Source organism: Mesorhizobium sp. WSM4832 (assembly GCF_055811115.1).
The window spans coordinates 128,124-146,163 of the sequence record NZ_JBVVQH010000020.1 but is presented as its reverse complement, the minus strand read 5'-3'; the positions used below and the strand labels follow the sequence as shown (position 1 = coordinate 146,163).

The window sequence follows — 18,040 nt, the reverse complement described above, 5'->3', positions numbered from 1 at the left end:
ACACCGGCCGGAATGAAATCGGAATGACTGGCCGGCTTCAAATCGGAATCGATGGCCGGCTTCGTCGGAATACGCAAGGAGCCCGAGCGAGTCGGCGGCATTATGCCATCATCATTGTACGAACCGCATGCTCCATTGTCCGGGACGAGACCGGCTTCGCTAGCCAAAGGACGAGGCCCTGATTCGCAGATGTGACCGGCATGGGGTCGATTTCGCCCACGACTATGACAGGCACCGCCATGAGGGTGGGGCATACGGGTTCGGCCTGTCCTCGCTCGAGGAAAGGCGCTCTACCCAAAATCATCAGGTCGGCTGCCTTCCCGCTCTCGATCCAGCCGCAAAGACTTTCGAAGGTCGCGAAGCCGACCGGCTTATAACCCAGCGCGGAGATCTTCTTCTTGTAGATCCCCAACTCTGCTGGGTCGGGCTCCACGACTGCAATGATTTCTCCGTTGCCAAGTGATCCGTCGTATGAGCCGACAGCGATGTCAGCGCTGACTGGCTCCTCCTCGGAGGCCGGTAAATAGATATCGAAGCGAGTACCTCGGCCAACAGCCGAGGTGACGTCAAGGCATCCTGCGAGCGCGCTCACGTGCCTGTCAACCGCAGCAAGACCCAGGCCGGTCCCGCCGAGGCGAGAGCGGGTGGTAAAAAAGGGTTCAAAGACATGCGGAAGTACCGAACTTGCAATTCCTGGGCCATTGTCGCTGATGGACAGGAGAACGTAATCTCCAGGTCTCAAAGTGCCCTGAGCGAGCGGCTTTGTTTGGTACACCTGGGCGCGAGAAACGCTAATCTCGACACGGCCCTGGTTCAAGACAGCCTCCGACGCGTTCTTGCACAGATTCATAAGGATCTGCTGTATCTCGGTTGGGCTGCCCTCGACCACCGATTGCCACTCGTTGATCTTGAAGTTCAACTGAACACCCGCACGAACCGTAATCCGTAGCAATGGCACAAGATCCATAACAATCTCGGAAACGTTGAAAGGCACTGCCGCGCGCTTTCGCTTTCGGCTAAGTGACAAGATCTGGTCAACGATCAGCTTGGCTCGGTGTCCAGCTAAGATGATTTGGTCGATGTGGTTCCGAATTCTAGAGGGGCGGCGAACAAGACCTTGGGCAATCTCCGAATATCCGATTATTGCGCCTAAAATATTGTTGAACTCATGTGTGGCGCCGCTTGCGATCGTGCCGACGGTCCTCAGCCTTTCCAAATGCTCCCATCGACTCACCAGAAGCTCGCGTTCGGCATTTACACGTTGCATTTCAAGATGGCTGCTCAAACGCGCAATAGCACTGGCAAGAACCCGGAGGTCGTCAGCTGAGGGGAGTGAGCGATCTCCTTCAAAAACAAGGATGCAAACCGCAGCCTGCTGATCGGAGGTCCTGCAAGCAACAATTTGGCAAACACCGGAACTGCCTATGGCCGTCCGAACCACTTCGGCCGCAGGCACGACGCGAAACACTGGCCGTCCGGCGCGGACAAGTGAAACGACTTCATCAACAAGTGCGACGTTCCAGACGGGTATGCACGTGTTTGCCACAAAGCACTCGGTATGCCTGCTGAGGCTCGGATCAACCAGAGCAAGCGCGCATTGATCCGCATCGAAAACGCGTCGAAAGAGTCTAAGCGCTGCTTCGGTGGAAAAGCGCGCTGCGTCGTTCTTTGCTCTACTGTCGTTGAAGCAAGCTTCGATCTCACTCATTGCCTCTTCAAGCTCCAACCGCCTTTTCAGTCGGTTCGTCCGCAGATGCTGTCTGGAGGAGCGAACGATCGCAAACAAGCAGATGCATATGGACAGCAAGCCAAAGAAAAATCGCGCACGCTGCGCTTGCGCGCTGGCCAGGCTGTAGCCTTTCAGATGCTCTCGCTCCAGTTCGGCGGCCTTGGAGGAGGTGTCGAGAGATGCGATCTGATTGGCAGCTTGATCCAACCTCCATAAAGAAGACGCGGCAGCGCCGGCCTTGCCCATAACATCCGCGGCAGCCCGGGCCTGGCTGGCAGCAAATCGGTCGAGAGGCTGATCCATGTGTGAGGCGAGGATGCGCCCCGATTCGGACGAGAACACCACTAGCTTGGAAAGTTCAAGCCTGCCCGACGGTGCCTCCCCAGGGCGAAAAATCGCGCGAGCAAGGTCTGCGAGAGAGCTTTTCATAAGCTGATTTTGCTTGACCAAGGCTGAGATGGCAGCCTGTGTGTTTTTGATCGAGCTTTTAAGCTGCGCGAGCAGTGCGGATTCCCCGGAGCTCTCATCGGGCGAAAGCTCGAGATGGCGTTGCAAGTTTTCGACATTGCGTTGCAGCGCCTGTCCGGTAGACGCAACCGAACGGAAATCCAATGCCATGTCGGTTCGAGCGCGGGCGACGTCCCACTGGAGCAATGCATCGTTGATCTGAATGGTTCGCAGCTGGCTTAGGACCGCGTCGTTGATCTGGGGGGCCTGCCACTGCGTCCCGACCAAGAGCGCAATCGAGGCGGCTAGGGCAATTAGAATTGCCTCGGAACCGAGCCATGTTTCCCAAGGAAACGGCGTTTGATCCGTGGTGCACGCCTGGCGAAGGTCCGACGTGAATTCTAGCGCCCCCCGGGTTCGGTATGCGGCCGGATGCTGCTGGAACAGGAAAGCCACGCCTACCTCTCTCCTTGTAAGGACGGCTGAGACCGTTGCCGAATTTGGTCTTGGTCCGCTTCCAGGACCAGAATGAGCGCCCAAGGGGCGCCTCCGCGACGCGGAGCACATCCTTGCGATCTTGGAAGCAGATGAATATGTCGCGGGGCGGTGCTTCGACCCCTCACTCGGCAGGGGCCTCAGCTGAGGCCCAGGATGAAGCGCCGATTGGGTGAACGGATAGGGCGCGCGTTCCGGGGATAGAGCGAGGTAAATCGCTCGATGTCCGCTGGGTCGACCTCAACCGGTTCCGTCGCCACCATCCAGTCGACGTTTTCGGTGCATGGCGGCGTCGTCAAAGATCCTTCATATGTCCAGTAGCCAAGCGAAGCCGGCAGAAGCCCGTTCGGGTCGACCTCGTCGACGGCTGCCTCTTCGCCTGATGTTGCGGGAAATGCTGCAGCAAGGCTGGCGAAGCTGGCATTTGTCGCGCCAGGCGCCAGAAACACGCCCAGCACACCCAGAGTGTCGCTGTCGGTGTCCTTATGGACAAAATGCACTTCCATCGGAAAATTCTTGCCTGCCACGTAGTGTTCGCTCGGCGCATGGAAATGGAACTGGATCAGTTCGTAGACACGATCCCCGCGGGTGAGGGTGCTGCCTTGCGGCAGGTTGACTTGGATGGTGTGGCCGTTGTTCACCATTCTGCCGCCGCCCTTGTGCCAACCGATGGCGATGTGCGGAATATCCGCTTTGACCGCGCCCTTGATATCGATCGGCGATTGCTGTGTGCCCGCCGAGCAGACGAAATTTCTCTTATCCAGATCGCCCCAGTGTTCAGGCCCGGCCGGGCCGGCATATCCCCAATGGGTGCTCGCCGCCCCAGCGGCATCAGCGCAAATGGGACACGCGCCGAGTGCAACGAACCCTTTGATCAGATTACGACGATGCATATTGCTTTCGCTCCTGGACTTGAACTGAGTTTATCATTTGCGGTTGGCATGGCGGGAACTGCGGTCGCAACTGTGATGTTGCAACATCATCGCAGCCACGCCGAACAATTCGGCATACGACCAGCGCGTCGCGCAGGACTTCACGTCGGCGCGTAAAGGAATCCTCGTCGGGACCGCCGCTGAGCTTGTCCTCACCGACGGTATGCGGTTTGTAGCGGCCATTCTCACCGGATAGATGGTCCAAGCTATCTGCGCCGAATACGTGGTCGTTGCCCCGATTGCCCTGGTGTGGCAGATCGCCTCGTCGGCGTCGTGACGCCTTCATATTCATCATCCGTCAACAAGAGAAATAGATTGCTTCAATTAAGAACATTCACGTTGTGGATGCATTCACGTGCAATCCGCGATGCCGCTGAGGACGCCTCCCTTCGGCGGCTTGCCATTGAACCGTTCGCCCTCCTCAAGCAGCTCAGGGCCGCCCCGTGTCGAAGCTGTTGCCGGCGAGTCTCGATGTGGCAACCGTGACCGCATCAAGCGAGCACCGACATCCTCGCCTCGGAGCATCTGGTCGACGCGGCAGCGTTTTGGGTGAAATCGGCCGAAGGTGCACTGCTGCCACAGCTTCCAGCCGCCGCTGAATTTTACTGGAGCGCGAGTAGCGACTGTCCGTTGTGGGCGAGGGCAAGGTAACCGGAAAGATCCTCCGGCCACAGTTCGTTGCGCAACACCCGGCCATCTCGGCTGTTGTAGTCGGGCAGGATGCCGAACTGGTTTCGCTCCAGGGTGCGCAAGGATTTGAGTTCCTGTGGCAGGCCGGGCCGGCCTGGCGGCGCTAATCTCGGGTGCTGCTTCCGATTGTCGGCCGGCCAAATGCGATGAACTGCGTCACCGCGGGCAGACTTATCCGGTGACTCGTGCAAGCGATACATAGTCTGGATGTATGGCATTCAACCAATCGATTTTACAAATCAGCGGGCATGCTACATTAGAGGAACAACAATAAACCGAAAGCAAGCAAGTACGCCGACACCTGCTGCCGGCAACCTTCTTCGTTGTGTTATGAGCGAGTGCCCGCAGATCGGCCGAAATCGATCCAGTGGATGATCCTAGAAGGGCACGTTTTCACATCCTTGGTGCAGAGACCCGGCTGACCAGCGCGCCTAGGCCTCGGTTCATCCGATTAAAGCGGGAATTTCATCAGGTATTTTATGCCGCGACAGTTTCGAGCCGATGTCCAGGCCTTGCGGGGTCTATCTGTCCTGCTGGTTGTCCTCTTTCATACCCAAATCTCGCCGTTTGGTTATCTCGGCGTTGATATTTTCTTCGTAATTTCAGGCTTTCTGATCACCAGCCTCCTCGCGACTCAGTTTGAGCAGTCACGGTTCAGCTTTTGGGAATTCTATTATCGTCGTGCGAAGCGCCTGTTGCCCACGGCCTATGTGGTCATTGCGCTTACGACGATCGCTGCACCCTTCTTCCTGTCAGACGTGGGTCTGCGCGACTTCCGAAGTCAGGTCCTCGGGGCGCTCACATTCACCGGCAACATCGTTCTCTGGAATCAGGCGGACTATTTCGGCAAATCCGCCGAAACGAAGCCTCTCCTGCATTTCTGGTCGCTCGCTGTCGAGGAGCAGTGTTATCTGCTGCTTCCTGCTTTCTTGGCCTTGGCTCCCAAGAGATGGCGGCTCACCGCGGTTGGTTTGCTCCTGGTTGCCAGCCTCGCACTGTGTCTCTACGTGGCCATTCGTCACCCATATGCTGCATTTTATCTTTTGCCGACCCGCTTTTGGGAAATAGGGATTGGTTCGCTCGGGGCATTGCTTCCCGCCAGCGCTCGCGTCGCAGCCAAGCTTGCGGCGCTGCGCCTCCCGGCGCTCGTGCTTATCCTCCTTATTCCCATTGGACTTGTTTCGCAGAACCCGATCGTGGATGCCGCTTTGGTGTGCTTGGCAACCCTGATCCTCCTGCTGTCGCCCAGCAGGGATAATGTGGCGGTTCGAAGCATGGCGAGGATCGGGGACATCTCGTACTCGCTCTATCTGGTCCATTGGCCGGTGCTTGTATATGTGCGGGCTGCTTGGCTGGCAGAGCCTCCCGCTCTTGCGATCTATGCTGCAGTTGCCTTCTCGGTTGTAGCAAGTTTAGTTCTTCACCGTTTCGTGGAAAAGCCGTTCCGGCAGGGATTCTTCGCATCTCGTGGACGGATGGCCTTTGGACTCGTTGCCGCAACGGTTCTTCTCGGCTTCGCACCGTCAGTCGACATTGGCGCAGCCGAAAGTAGGGTTGGCCTTTCCGAGAGGCCACGCATCAATTACGGCCTGGCAAGGGCATGTGACCTCACATCTGGATCGCCTCCCCAGGCCATTCCGGAGGCCTGCCAGACGACGGACAGGCCCGAATTGCTGGTCTGGGGCGATTCATTTGCCATGGCACTGGTTCCCGGCTTGGCCAAGACCATCGGGGAGGCCGGCCTCGCTCAGCTCACCATGAGCGGGTGCTCCCCCGCCATAGGCGTTGCTGCCTTCAATCGCGCAGCGTCTCCCTCCTTCGCTGAGGACTGTATTCGCTTCAATGACAGTGTTTTGGGTATCCTGAAAAATCGGCCGGGTATAAAGACCGTTGTCATTACCAGCCCATTTGACGTCGCTGACTCCAAAGACTTCATGCTGCTTAAGAGGCGTGACCGGACATTCACCGAAGTTGACACTTCGGTAGATGGAGCCGTTGAGGGCATCAAGTCCCTCATCGAGGCCGTTCGCGCTTTGGGCAGGCGAGTGGTCGTAGTTGCTCCCCCGCCAGTCGCAGGCTTCGACATCAGCGATTGCCTTGAGCGAAAGGGGAGAGGAAGTCTTATGCTCGGGCGGCACAGTGATTGCGAAATCTATGTCGCCGACTACCGCCGGATGCGATCCCGCACTCTTGAGCTCTTGAACCAAGTGGCTGTGAAAGCTGACGTAGAGGTTGTCTCTTACCACGACTTTCTCTGCGACGACACAAAATGCAGAACCGAGATCGATGACAAAATCCTCTACCTAGACAGCGGCCACCTTTCCTATGAAGGATCAGAGATCATCGCTCAAAAGACAAGGCTTGCTGAGAGGCTGATCAGGGCTGCTCGTTAGAGGTGGCCGCCTTTTTCTGCAGCTTCTCGAAAACAAACAGCTTGCCTTCGCGTGCACTTGCTTCGAGCGAGTTCGCCTTCGCCAGATGCGCCGCAATCGCGCTGGCTAGCATGCAGCCAGTCCCGCGCAATGACGCGGCAAGGCGGGGCATGTCGACGCGGATAGGTTCCCGATCGGAGCGCAACAGAATATCGGTCGATCGAGGTCCCGATGCATGGCCGCCCTTGATCAGCAGGGCCTGCGCTCCGGCGGCCAAGAGTTCCTGGCCTTGCACGACCGCGTCATCCTCGTCGACCGCCTGCTCCGCGCCGGCAAGGAGCGCCAACTCGATGAGATTGGGTGTGACCAGACGGCAAAGCGGCATCAGCTTACGCTTGATGACGGCGACGGCATCGGCTTCAAGAAGCGCCCGACCTGACGTGGAGGCCAGCACCGGGTCGAGGATCACCGGCACTTGTGGATTTTCACGCAGAACGGCCGCGACAGCCGCGACGGTCTCGGCCCTTGCGAGCATGCCGATTTTGATGACCGCCACCTGGTTCGCCTGCAGCGCGGCGCGCATCTGGTCGGCCACCAGGCCCGGTGGCGAATGATGGATCTCGTTGACGGCCTCGTGCGTCTGCACCGTCACCGCGGTAACAGCAAGGCAGGTACGCACGCCAAGTGACGAGATCGTCTCGATGTCGCGGGCAATTCCGGCGCCTCCGCTGGAGTCCGACCCGCCGACGACGAGCACATAAGGGTCTCGCATCAGCGCCATTGGTCCGTCTTTTCGATCCATTCCCGCGTGCGCGCTTCGGGGTCGGCGTTGAGCGTGATGTCGGTTACCACCGCCGCGCTGTCCGCCCCAGCCGCAAAGACACCGTCGAGCCGGTCAGGATTGAGGCCTCCAATGGCGACCAATGGGACAGGTGCTACCCGGCGCTTCCACGCGGTGATCCGTTCGAGTCCTTGCGGCGCCCATTTCATCTTCTTCAGGATGGTCGGGTAGATGGGGCCGAGCGCGATGTAGGCTGGTTCGGCCGCCGTGGCCGTTTCCAGCTCGATATGATTATGCGTGCTCAGTCCGAGCTTCACGCCGGCTGCCCGTATCGCCAAGAGGTCGGCGCTCTGCAAATCCTCTTGGCCGAGGTGGACGAAGTCGCAGCCTTCTTCGATTGCCAGGCGCCAATGATCGTTTACGATGAGCTGGCATTGTTGCTCGGCACACAGGGCCTTTGCCTTGCCGATTTCAGTGCGCAGCCCGGCCTCATCCGTGGTCTTTATACGGAGCTGCACCAGCCTGACACCGAGCGGCGCCAATCGCTCGATCCAGCTAGCGCTGTCAACGATCAGGTAGAAGGGATCAAGCTTCATGAGAAAAACGCCTTGCCGATCGTCGGCGTCGACGGCACGGCGACGTCACGCGGTTCGAGCATTCCCGAACCGAAAGCCTCACGACCGGCGTCGACCGCCTTGCCGAAAGCACGCGCCATGCCGACCGGATCGGCCGCCTTGGCGACCGCCGTGTTCACGAGCACGGCGTCAAAACCCAGCTCCATGACGGTCGCCGCATGCGACGGTCGTCCCAACCCCGCATCGACGATCAGCGGGACGCCTGGGAAATGTCCGCGCATCGAGCGCAGCGCCATGATGTTGATCGGCCCGAGGGCGGAACCGATCGGTGCGCACCACGGCATCAAGACCTCGCAGCCCGCTTCCAGCAGCCGCTCGGCCACAACGAGGTCGTCGGTGGTATACGGGAACACCGTGAAACCGTCTTCGCACAGGATGCGGGCAGCTTCGACCAGGCCGAACACGTCCGGTTGGAGCGTGTCATGGTTGCCGATCACTTCGAGCTTGATCCAGGGCGTGCCAAAGACCTCGCGCGCCATCTTCGCGGTGGTGACGGCTTCCTTCACGGAGTGACAGCCGGCCGTGTTGGGCAGGATCTTCACGCCCAGCGAGTTGACCAGTGACCAGAATTTCTCGCCGCCCCTGCCACCGGCCATTTCACGGCGCAGCGAGACCGTCACCACCGAGGCACCCGACGTCTTGACCGCATCGACGAGGATGGCCGGCGAAGGATACTGGGCGGTGCCGAGAAGCAGGCGCGAAGGCAGTGCCGCTCCGAGGAGATCGAACATGTCTAGCCTCCCTGCATGGGCGAAAGGATTTCGATCCGATCGCCGTCGTTCAATCGGAATTCCGCTCGTTCGGCTTTGTGTATGAGGTCGCTATTGACGGCTGTCGCCAGCCAGTCGCCTTCATAGTCAAGCTCGGCAAGTAGCGCCGCCAGCGTTGCGGCGGCGCTGTCCAGGGCTTCTCCGTTAACGATCAGTTTCATGCGCAAGCTCCTACGCGTTTGTCGATATCGAAGAGGATGTCAGCGGCCTGCCGCGCCATGGCAGGCGCAAGCAGGAAACCATGGCGATAAAGTCCGTTGATCGCGACGCCGTTTCCGAGCGTTTCGATGCGTGGCAAATTATCGGCAAAGGCTGGGCGGACACCGGCGCTCGTTTCGACGATTGCCGCCTCGCCAAAGGCCGGATGGAGGGCGCAGGCAGCGCCCGCCAGCTCCATCATGGAACGGACGGTGACCGGGCCGACCGCATCGCTTTCGATCATCGTCGCGCCGGCCATGAAATGGTGATCGACGCGCGGAACGATGTAGAGCGGAAAGCGCGGATGCAGCAGCCGGACGGGGCGAGACAGCGAGATATCCGGCGTGCGCAGGATCAGCATCTCGCCGCGAACGCCGCGCAGCGCCGCGTCGTCCGCCGCGATCCCCCGGCAGTCGACCTCGCATTCGAAACCGGGAAGGCCTTGGCCGTCGATTGCGAAACGGAAGTCGACGCCCATCGCGACGAGCTTGTCATGAAGCGCCGTCATCACCCGGCGCGGGTCGAGATGCGCTTCGCCAGGGAAGAACAGGCCCCGCTTGAAACGGCCGGCGAGGTCGGGCTCCAGCTTTGCGATGTCCTCCTCGCCCAGCCAGCGATGGCCCGAGGTGCGGCTGGCGAAGCGGTCGAGCTCGCCCACATCGCGCGGCGGCGCGACGACGAGCGTTCCCGCCCGCGTCGCCTGGCCGGGCAGAACGGCATCCCACCAGTCGGCGGCGCCGCGTCCGAGATCCAGCACCTGTTGCTCGGCGCTCTCGCGCTCGCACCATGGCGCTAACATGCCGCCTGCAGACCATGACGCATTGCCGCCCATCTGGCTCCGAATTTCAGCAACCGTGACGGACGCACCCCGCGCGGCTAATTCATGGGCGACGGTGAGGCCTGCCACACCGGCGCCTTTGACAAGGACGCGGCGCATGGCTCAGCGCGTCTCCTGCGCCAAAGCGTGGTCTTCCGCCCCGGGCGTTTCGACCGGCATATAGAGATCGCCACCCGCGCGATATTTCTCCGCCATGGCCGCCATGCCTTCCTTCTGCGCCTCGGCGCGGATGTCATGGGAGATGCGCATGGAGCAAAATTTCGGCCCGCACATCGAGCAGAAATGCGCCACCTTGTGCGCTTCCTTGGGCAAGGTCTGGTCGTGGAACGAGCGCGCCGTTTCGGGATCGAGCGAAAGGTTGAACTGGTCCTCCCAGCGGAACTCGAAGCGCGCGCGGGAAAGGGCGTCATCCCTGACTTTCGCCGCCGGATGCCCCTTCGCCAGGTCGGCGGCATGCGCCGCGATCTTATAGGTGATCACGCCGGTCTTGACGTCGTTGCGATCGGGAAGGCCGAGATGTTCCTTGGGCGTGACGTAGCAAAGCATGGCGGTGCCGAACCAGCCGATCATGGCGGCGCCAATGCCAGAGGTGATGTGATCATAACCCGGCGCAATGTCGGTCGTCAGTGGTCCAAGCGTATAGAACGGCGCCTCGCCGCAGACGGCGAGTTGTTTGTCCATGTTCTGCTTGATCTTGTGCATCGGCACGTGGCCGGGGCCCTCGATCATCACCTGGCAATCCTTGGCCCAGGCGATCCGCGTCAGCTCGCCGAGCGTCTCCAGCTCTGCGAATTGCGCCGCGTCATTAGCGTCGGCAATCGAGCCGGGACGAAGACCGTCACCAAGCGAGAAGGACACGTCATAGGCTCTGGCGATGTCGCAGATTTCCGCGAAATGCTCGTAGAGGAAGCTCTCGCGGTGATGGTGCAGGCACCATTTGGCCATGATCGATCCACCGCGCGAGACGATGCCCGTGACCCTGTCGACGGTCAGCGGGATGTAATGCAGCCGCACGCCGGCGTGGATGGTGAAATAGTCGACACCCTGTTCGGCCTGTTCGATCAGTGTGTCGCGGTAGACCTCCCAGGTCAGGTCCTCCGCGATGCCGCCGACCTTTTCGAGCGCCTGGTAGAGCGGCACCGTGCCGATCGGCATCGGCGCATTGCGGACGATCCAATCGCGGATGTTGTGGATGTTGCGGCCGGTCGACAGGTCCATCACAGTATCGGCACCCCAGCGGATCGCCCAGACCATCTTTTCGACCTCTTCGGCCATCGACGATGTGACCGCCGAATTGCCGATATTGGCGTTGATCTTGACCAGGAAATTGCGGCCGATGATCATCGGCTCGCTCTCGGGATGATTGATGTTGGCGGGAATGATTGCGCGCCCTCGAGCCACCTCATCGCGCACGAATTCGGGCGTGACGAAGTCGGGGATCGCCGCGCCAAAGGCCTCGCCGTCGCGCTCAAGCTTGCTGCGCAGGACCTCGCGGCCGAGGTTCTCGCGGATGGCGACGAACTCCATTTCGGGCGTGATGATGCCCGCGCGCGCATAGGCAAGCTGGGTGACCGCCTTGCCCTGCTTGGCCCTGAGCGGCCGGTTGCGAATGGGAAATTCCGGCGTCAGGCGCTCACCCGTCGCGAACCCATTGTCCTCCGGCCGCACGTGGCGGCCGTCATAGGCCTCGACATCGCCGCGCGCCATGATCCATTCGTGGCGAAGCCGGGCAAGACCGTTTTCGATGCTGGTTTCGACTGTCGGGTCGGTATAGGGGCCGGACGGATCGTAGACGATGACGGGCGGCTCGCCGGCCGTTGGATGGACGGAGATTTCGCGCATCGGCACCCTGATCTGCGGGTGGATTGCACCGGGCTTGTGGATTTTCCGCGAGGCGGGCAGTGGTCCCGTCGAAACGGCGGGGGTGAGGGCATTCATCTTGAGGCTCCTTTGCTCATTGCATTGGAGACCCAGTTCTGTGCCGGAAGGATGAAAAGACGCTTCTGTTGACCTGCCGAAACAGGACCTCGGGCGTGAACTCCCGCAAAGCGCTTGCACCGTCCCTACGCCAGTATGAACTGGATCAGGTTCAACGGGTCACTGCGCCGCGATAGCCAGCAGTATCTCAGCCCCTTGCCGGGACTCCCCTGGTGAATGCCTTAGGTTGGACAGGTGGGCCCTATCTTGTCAAGCGAAGTGAAGGAATCGCAGGGCTCGAACTCGGGTTAACGCTCTTCGCTGTTTTGGCTTGGTTGATTCATATCCTTGGCTGGCGAAGAGATGACCTTAGCGAAAATGGGGGCGAGGATATGCCGGCTCGCCCGCGAAAGGTGGATCGCGTCAAGGTAGAAGACGTCTTCACCTGATTTCAGCGGGCACTTATCCTGCCCACACAAAGCTGGGACTATGGGGACGAATTGTACGGTTCGTGGCAGCAGATCCGTGACGATTTGATTGTTCTGCCAAGATCTCTCGGCCGGCATGGTGGAGCACGGCGCATCGCCATTCATGAAGTCCGCACGGATAAGGCAAGTCAGCACATCGGTGGGCGGTTCTGGGGCTGGCCCAACCACAGCGGTCTTGATGCCACGGGTCGCCAGTGCGGCCGCGGTCTCTTTAATGGCGGACGTGAAGTTCGCTTTGGAAGCCTCCTGCGAAGGCCAGCTTCCATCCTTCGAAAGGAAGCTGCCTCCACGCCCCGAGTAGGTGTTCCAGCGGCCTGCCAGGATCACGAGTGTGACGTTGCGATCGGCAAGCACCGATTGGAGCGCGGACGAATTGAAGGCCGGGCAATCCGCTGTCAATGGACTGGCGGGAAGCATCGTCATGTTGGGGAAAGGAGCGCACCCCGCTTTTGTAATCTGTCTGACGCGCACGCCTGTGGTCCGGGCGGCCTCGCTTAAAGAAGGGGCAAGATGGGCAGCCTGAGAATCGCCCCACAAAACGATCGTCGGAGCGATATTGCCGGAGCCGAGGAGGCATTCGCCCGTTTTGGGGATGAGCCGGCCACGCTCGAGGCAGGAAGATACTTCGAACTTGGCCCTTTCCGCTCTCAGTGCTTGAACAGACGGGCCGCCGTCAGGGCCCCGACTGGGGAAGCCGGAGCTGTTGATGATGGCCAGAGACAGACAGCACACCGCAGCCGTTGCGCCGGCGGTCGGTACCAGCCACGTCCAACCTGTAGCTCTCCGGCGGAACGGGCGCTCGACAAAGCGCCATGAGAGCGCTGAGACGAGCAGCGCGGCCATTACGATAGCGACACGTTCGGAGACGAGCAATTCGCGATTTTGATAGATGCCAGCAAAGACCAGCAACGGCCAGTGCCAGAGGTAGAGCGAATAGGAAGTCAGGCCGATGAAGCCGGCAGGGCCGATCGACAGCGCTTTTGAGACGATTGTTTCGCGGTGAAAGCCGGCGGCGATGATGAGCGCCGCTCCAATGCAGGGAGCAAGCGCGTGGAGGCCAGCAAATGGCGTATCCTGATCGATCAGCAAAAGTGAAGCCGTGATGAGCGCCAGACCCGAGGCAGCGAGGAGTTCCGCAATCGTTTGGTTTGGCTTCATTGCCTTAGCCACAGGCAGCGCGATCAGCCCGCCCGCAAGCAGTTCCCAAGCGCGCGTCGGAAGCATGTAGAATACAAAGGGCGGGTCGCTCTGGAGCCAGTGCTGAGCGGCGTAGATGGACATGACGAATAGCGTTGCGACAATGATTGACGCCCAAGGTCTCAGCCATCGCATCATGAGTATGACTGCCAAAGGCCACAGCAAGTAAAACTGCTCCTCGACGGCCAGCGACCATGTGTGCAGCAGCGGGAGCGAGTTCGCGGCTTCAGTAAAATAGTTGGTGCTGCGGTAAAAAAAGAAGTTGCTGGACGAAATCGCGGCGGCGATGGCGCTGTTGCCGAACCCAATGAACTCTCCCGGCGGCAACACAAACCACGCCATCGCAAAACAGGCGGCGAGCATCGCGAAGAGGGCCGGGAAAATCCGTCGAGCGCGGCGGTGATAGAAGTCCAGCAGCGAGAATTCGCCTCTCTCGGTCCGCTCGATGATGTCGGACGTTATCAGGAAGCCGGAGATCACAAAGAAGATGTCGACCCCGACGAACCCGCCGCTGACCGCTGAAAAGCCAGCATGATACAGGACAACAGTAACAACGGCGACGGCCCGTAGACCGGTGATGTCCGCTCTGTACTTCATGTCGCTGATGTCGTCCTCAAAACGTCCCGAGAAACGCTTTTTTCATGTTCGTTATTCTCCGTAAAATCGATTGTTTCGATGAGCGCATCTACGATATGAATGCGGACCATCAAATGCGGTTAAGAACCGGGCCCATGCAAATCGCGCAACGCGGAATCACGCTCGATCAAACTGACAGGCAGTGGTTTCGCTGGAGGGCAAACGCATCTTGTCACCGACCACCGCTGTGTGGCTGGTGGCCACACTAAACCCATTGATGATCAACACTGCCAATCGTCATCAAGCCGACTTACGCGAAATGCATCGCGACATTCCGGATCGCCTGGCTCAAAAGCTCGCCACTGTGACAGCGCCGGGCTCCTGGCAGAGCTGTGCTGCGCTCCCGGCCGCGGCCGCCAAGGGCCCCTGCAGCTTGTCGTCTGTGAAGTGGGTTGGAATCGCTCATGATTACGTTCCTATTGATGGGAACGATCAGCTTTCCGACTAGTTGTGCCGCCCGGCGGCACTGAAGCGCTCAATTGTATAGGGTTCGAGTCGGATTGGCGGGTCACGCCCGGACAGCAGATCGCCAACCAGTTTGCCGGTGGTTGGACCTTGTGTGAGGCCGAGGTGACCGTACCCGAACGCATACGGAATGTGAGCGTAGGTCGCGGAGCGGCTGATGACCGGCAAGGGTATCCGGGGTCGCGGGCCGCTGACCGCTCCACACCATGCCGCCATGGCCATCCAGGACCGGGAGATAAGCCTTTGCAAGCTCAACCAAGCCTTTCGAGCGAGCAAAATTCGGGCTGGCTTGCAATCCGCCGAACTCGGCCGCATCGCCGATACGTAAACCGATAGAAGGAGGCGCTGCCACGAAGTTGTGCACTGCAAAGATCAGCGTCCGGTTGAGCGCGATCTGGGGTGCAGCCATTGTTGTGTTGTAACCGCGCTCGCTTTCGAGCAGGGCATTGTCGCCAAGCTGGCGAGAAAGTTCTGCCGACCAAGCGCCGGCGGCAACGACAATTTTGGATGCATTCAAACAGAGCTGTCAGCCAGGGTAACCGTGCCGCCCTCGGGACTTGAGGCGACATGAGAGACTTGGCCCGCAAGAACTCTCGCACCATTGGCCGTGCCAGGAGCGCAGACTGTCGACCACCCGCTTTGGGTCGGAAACGTGCGACCACTGAGGTGTCAAAATCGCGCTCTTGACCAGTGGGCCTAGCGCCGGCTCCAATTCCCTGGCCTGGTCTCCCGATAGGTGACGAACGTCGACACAAGCCTTTGCTTTGCTTCCCACCCGGAACTGGCGGCATGCCAGCCTTTCTCGCTTTCGTAAACCGTGAGAGCGCCCTTGCGATGAAGGTCCGCTCAATCCAATATCTGCAAACAGAGGAACAAGATCGGCGTAGACCCGATGGTTCAGCGCGGCTAGGCTCGCGAAATCCGGTCCACCTCTGCCCGCGATCCAGCCTGCGCGAAGTTCCACAGCCATGGGAGCAGGCGCGGGATATGAGTGATCCTCAATGACAATGGGCCAAGGGGATCAAGTATCCACATAGGCACTCTTTTCCATAAACCGGGCACAGACGCTGAAAGGACTCTGTAACAGCGATACATCCAGCATTGCCACAAGACGCTTTATCGCCTGCCGGATCGCGATCCACGATCGTGACGTTAGCTCCGCGTTTTGTGGCATTGTAGGCGACACACAGAGGCCAACAACCCCTGCGCCGACCACTATAATCGTACGGTTCGCCATCTCAGTCATGACCGAACAAGCGTGAGCAAAACGGTGACAGATCGCGCTCGGCACCTTGTTTGATGATCGGGACTGGTCGCGCAATCGACCACCGAGAGATTTTCATTCCATTAGAATGAGCGTTGGAAACTGAGGATGCCGCCGACGCTGTCTTTTTTGTCAGCCTTCGTCCAATTCACGTTCGAAGGGTCGACCATGCCGATGCCGAAATTGTCGTAGTGGTCGTAGTCGATTTCGGCCGTCGCCGTGAAACCTGGAACGAGCGTGTAGACGACGTTTGCGGCCACACCATAGTTCTTGAATTGACTGCCCGAGACCTGAAGGTTGAATGAGGTTTTCTCGTCGAGTGTGTAAGTGGAGCCGGCCCAGAAACCCCAGTTGCCGCTCCAAGTTTTGTAGAAGCCGCGACCGTGAGCGGCGATTGCATTGGTTGGGTCATCGTTGAGAGTGGAGCCATAGCCGACCATTCCGAACAGCGACAGGTCAACTGTGACATTGACATCGACACGGAACTTACCGGCCAAAGCATCGTAGTTGCTATCACGAGCGATTACGCCGGTGATCGCGCCCCAGCCCTGCGTTTGTTTTACGCCGAACACGACGTGCGGAACATGGCTGTCGATAGTACCGACTACACCCGCCCCTTGTTCAAGTGAAACCAGAGCCGATAAACCATTATCGGCATCGAAGTAATACTGGGTCACGTTAGTATCGAAGTCGCCGTACGGAATGAGTATGTTATTGAGGACATTCCCGGCGTAGCCTGTAAACGTGTCGAAGGCCGACGCGTCCTTACCAACTCGAAGGCCACCAAGCTGGATCCAGGCGGAAGTCAACTTGACGCCGCTGTTGGAGCCATAGTTCTGAGGATTGTCCGGGCCCGGATAAGCGTTGCGGTTGCCGAAATTCACGCGGTTTTCAGTATAGGTCTTCAGCGCGCCGAGTTCGGTCTCCTGGCGCGTCCAAGTTTTGAACGTGAAACGCGTGTTGTTTCGCCAGGTGCCCTGAGCCTCGCCTGTTCTCGCATCGGCGGTTCTTGCCCCGTCATACGATCGGACATCGCCGAGGCCGACGTCATAACGGATGTAGCCGCCGATGCGCAGGCAGGCTTCGGTGCCGGGGATATGGAAGTAGCCCGAACCATAGACATCGCAGATCTTGACGTATTCGGTCGGGTCCGGCGCAGAGACTTCGTCCGCCGCGTGAGCGACGGAAACGGAGATCAGGGCCGCAACTGAGCGAAGAAGGCTGCCTACGTTCATTCGGGATATCCATTCAAAGATTAAAAGGTGGAATCGTTAAGATGAATTCGCGCGTAACGTTAAGACTGCCGAAGTGATCGTTGCTAACTTTTATATTGTACAAAGATGAACTGCTTCAACGGCCGGAGGACTTACGGAATAAACAATTGTGATTGGCCATCGCTGTCCGAAGAAGGTGAGATTCGACCTGTGTAAGGGCTCAAAGAAGGGCAGAACGCATATCGCCTTGCCCCGCTGCGCTTCCACACAGCTGTTCAGCCAAACTCATTCAGTCAGGATTCAGCACTTCTGAACCAATCGCCGTTATTCATCTCTGCTATTTGTGGGTTGGCCGTCGGCGTTCGATGCAGAGCAGCAAGCGACGTGCCATACTGAGAGGTAGCTCGCGCTGACATTTAAATGCCCGGCGCAACTTTCGTCGCGCTCTCTTCTTGTTGCTTTTTGGGGTCAGGCAGAGCACGAAAAGCAGACGTTTCGGACACGCTTCGTTTGTTCGATATGTGACACTTTCGTTCGATACCGTCAGCATTTGTTCGCTGTGAAGCCACCATTCAGCGCCGCCGCTCGGTGTGTCAGGCGGGAGCCCCGCTGCCGCTTCTTCAACGTCGTCGATCTCGTCAACCGGCTCGAGACGGAGCACCGAAACGGCAAGCAGGGACGCATCGCTGACTACCTCACCCGTCTCGACTTCGTCGTCCTCGACGAACTCGGCTATCTCCCCTTCGCCCAGGCCGGCGGGCAGCTTCTCTTCCACTTCTCTACGAACGCACCTCCGTCATCGTCACCACCAACCTGGCATTCGGCGAAATGGCCGAGTGTCTTTGCCAGCGACGCAAAGATGACGACGGCGCTGCTCGACCGGCTCACCCATCACTGCGAGACATCGAGACCGGAAGACGAATCGTGGCGCTTCAAGAACCGCGCCTGACGGATCTCTGCGGACCACCGACC

At 59.4% G+C, this 18,040-nt stretch carries 14 protein-coding genes and 1 riboswitch; of the genes, 2 read left to right on the top strand and 12 right to left on the bottom strand.

Going from position 1 to position 18,040, the window contains the following annotated elements; genetic code table 11:
* Window positions 1-100: 100 nt before the first annotated feature.
* The 3 genes from AC0L2L_RS25475 to AC0L2L_RS25465 form a co-directional block, all read right to left on the bottom strand.
* On the bottom strand, window positions 101-2,632 hold the full coding sequence (locus AC0L2L_RS25475) for a two-component system VirA-like sensor kinase (RefSeq protein ID WP_473582206.1): 2,532 nt from the start codon (window positions 2,630-2,632) through the stop codon (window positions 101-103).
* A gap of 179 nt (window positions 2,633-2,811) precedes the next feature.
* Window positions 2,812-3,564, bottom strand: coding sequence for a carbonic anhydrase (locus AC0L2L_RS25470; RefSeq protein WP_473582204.1), 753 nt, complete (start codon window positions 3,562-3,564; stop codon window positions 2,812-2,814).
* 641 nt (window positions 3,565-4,205) lie between these two features.
* A complete protein-coding gene (locus tag AC0L2L_RS25465; protein ID WP_473582201.1) occupies window positions 4,206-4,355 on the bottom strand; it encodes a hypothetical protein in 150 nt (49 codons plus the stop codon).
* 417 nt (window positions 4,356-4,772) lie between these two features.
* Here AC0L2L_RS25465 and AC0L2L_RS25460 point away from each other — a divergent pair, with 417 nt between their 5' ends.
* Complete coding sequence (locus tag AC0L2L_RS25460; RefSeq protein WP_473582200.1) at window positions 4,773-6,686, top strand: acyltransferase family protein; 1,914 nt, start codon at window positions 4,773-4,775, stop codon at window positions 6,684-6,686.
* Here the strand turns inward: AC0L2L_RS25460 and AC0L2L_RS25455 are convergent.
* The 9 genes from AC0L2L_RS25455 to AC0L2L_RS25415 all read right to left on the bottom strand — a co-directional run bounded on the left by AC0L2L_RS25455 (window position 6,670) and on the right by AC0L2L_RS25415 (window position 17,089).
* Complete coding sequence (locus AC0L2L_RS25455) at window positions 6,670-7,446, bottom strand: hydroxymethylpyrimidine/phosphomethylpyrimidine kinase (protein ID WP_473582199.1); 777 nt, start codon at window positions 7,444-7,446, stop codon at window positions 6,670-6,672. The two genes, AC0L2L_RS25460 and AC0L2L_RS25455, sit on opposite strands and share 17 nt — an antisense overlap.
* A complete protein-coding gene (locus AC0L2L_RS25450) occupies window positions 7,437-8,042 on the bottom strand; it encodes a thiamine phosphate synthase (protein ID WP_473582197.1) in 606 nt (201 codons plus the stop codon). The genes AC0L2L_RS25455 and AC0L2L_RS25450 overlap by 10 nt, the downstream gene beginning before the upstream one ends.
* Window positions 8,039-8,812, bottom strand: a complete 774-nt coding sequence (locus AC0L2L_RS25445; RefSeq protein ID WP_473582195.1) for a thiazole synthase — start codon at window positions 8,810-8,812, stop codon at window positions 8,039-8,041. The genes AC0L2L_RS25450 and AC0L2L_RS25445 overlap by 4 nt, the downstream gene beginning before the upstream one ends.
* Window positions 8,813-8,814: 2 nt before the next feature.
* Window positions 8,815-9,012, bottom strand: coding sequence for a sulfur carrier protein ThiS (thiS, locus tag AC0L2L_RS25440; protein WP_473582193.1), 198 nt, complete (start codon window positions 9,010-9,012; stop codon window positions 8,815-8,817).
* Window positions 9,009-9,986 carry a glycine oxidase ThiO gene (thiO, locus tag AC0L2L_RS25435; RefSeq protein ID WP_473582191.1) on the bottom strand — a complete coding sequence of 326 codons (978 nt, stop codon included), beginning with the start codon at window positions 9,984-9,986 and terminating at the stop codon, window positions 9,009-9,011. Before thiO ends, thiS begins: the two co-directional genes overlap by 4 nt.
* Window positions 9,987-9,989: 3 nt before the next feature.
* The gene (gene thiC, locus AC0L2L_RS25430; RefSeq protein WP_473582190.1) at window positions 9,990-11,825 is read right to left on the bottom strand and encodes a phosphomethylpyrimidine synthase ThiC; all 1,836 of its coding nucleotides are present in this window, start codon (window positions 11,823-11,825) and stop codon (window positions 9,990-9,992) included.
* Window positions 11,826-11,929: 104 nt separating this feature from the next.
* Window positions 11,930-12,046, bottom strand: a riboswitch (TPP riboswitch).
* Between the two features lie 66 nt (window positions 12,047-12,112).
* Window positions 12,113-14,086 (bottom strand): acyltransferase family protein, encoded by a 1,974-nt coding sequence (locus AC0L2L_RS25425; protein ID WP_473582188.1) that lies wholly within the window; start codon window positions 14,084-14,086, stop codon window positions 12,113-12,115.
* A 547-nt stretch (window positions 14,087-14,633) separates the two neighbouring features.
* On the bottom strand, window positions 14,634-15,107 hold the full coding sequence (locus AC0L2L_RS25420; protein ID WP_473582187.1) for an NAD(P)/FAD-dependent oxidoreductase: 474 nt from the start codon (window positions 15,105-15,107) through the stop codon (window positions 14,634-14,636).
* 830 nt (window positions 15,108-15,937) lie between these two features.
* A complete protein-coding gene (locus AC0L2L_RS25415; protein ID WP_473582185.1) occupies window positions 15,938-17,089 on the bottom strand; it encodes a porin in 1,152 nt (383 codons plus the stop codon).
* Window positions 17,090-17,627: 538 nt separating this feature from the next.
* Here AC0L2L_RS25415 and AC0L2L_RS25410 point away from each other — a divergent pair.
* Entirely contained in the window at window positions 17,628-18,017 is a 390-nt protein-coding gene (locus AC0L2L_RS25410) for an ATP-binding protein (protein ID WP_473582184.1), read from the top strand.
* Window positions 18,018-18,040 lie beyond the last annotated feature (23 nt).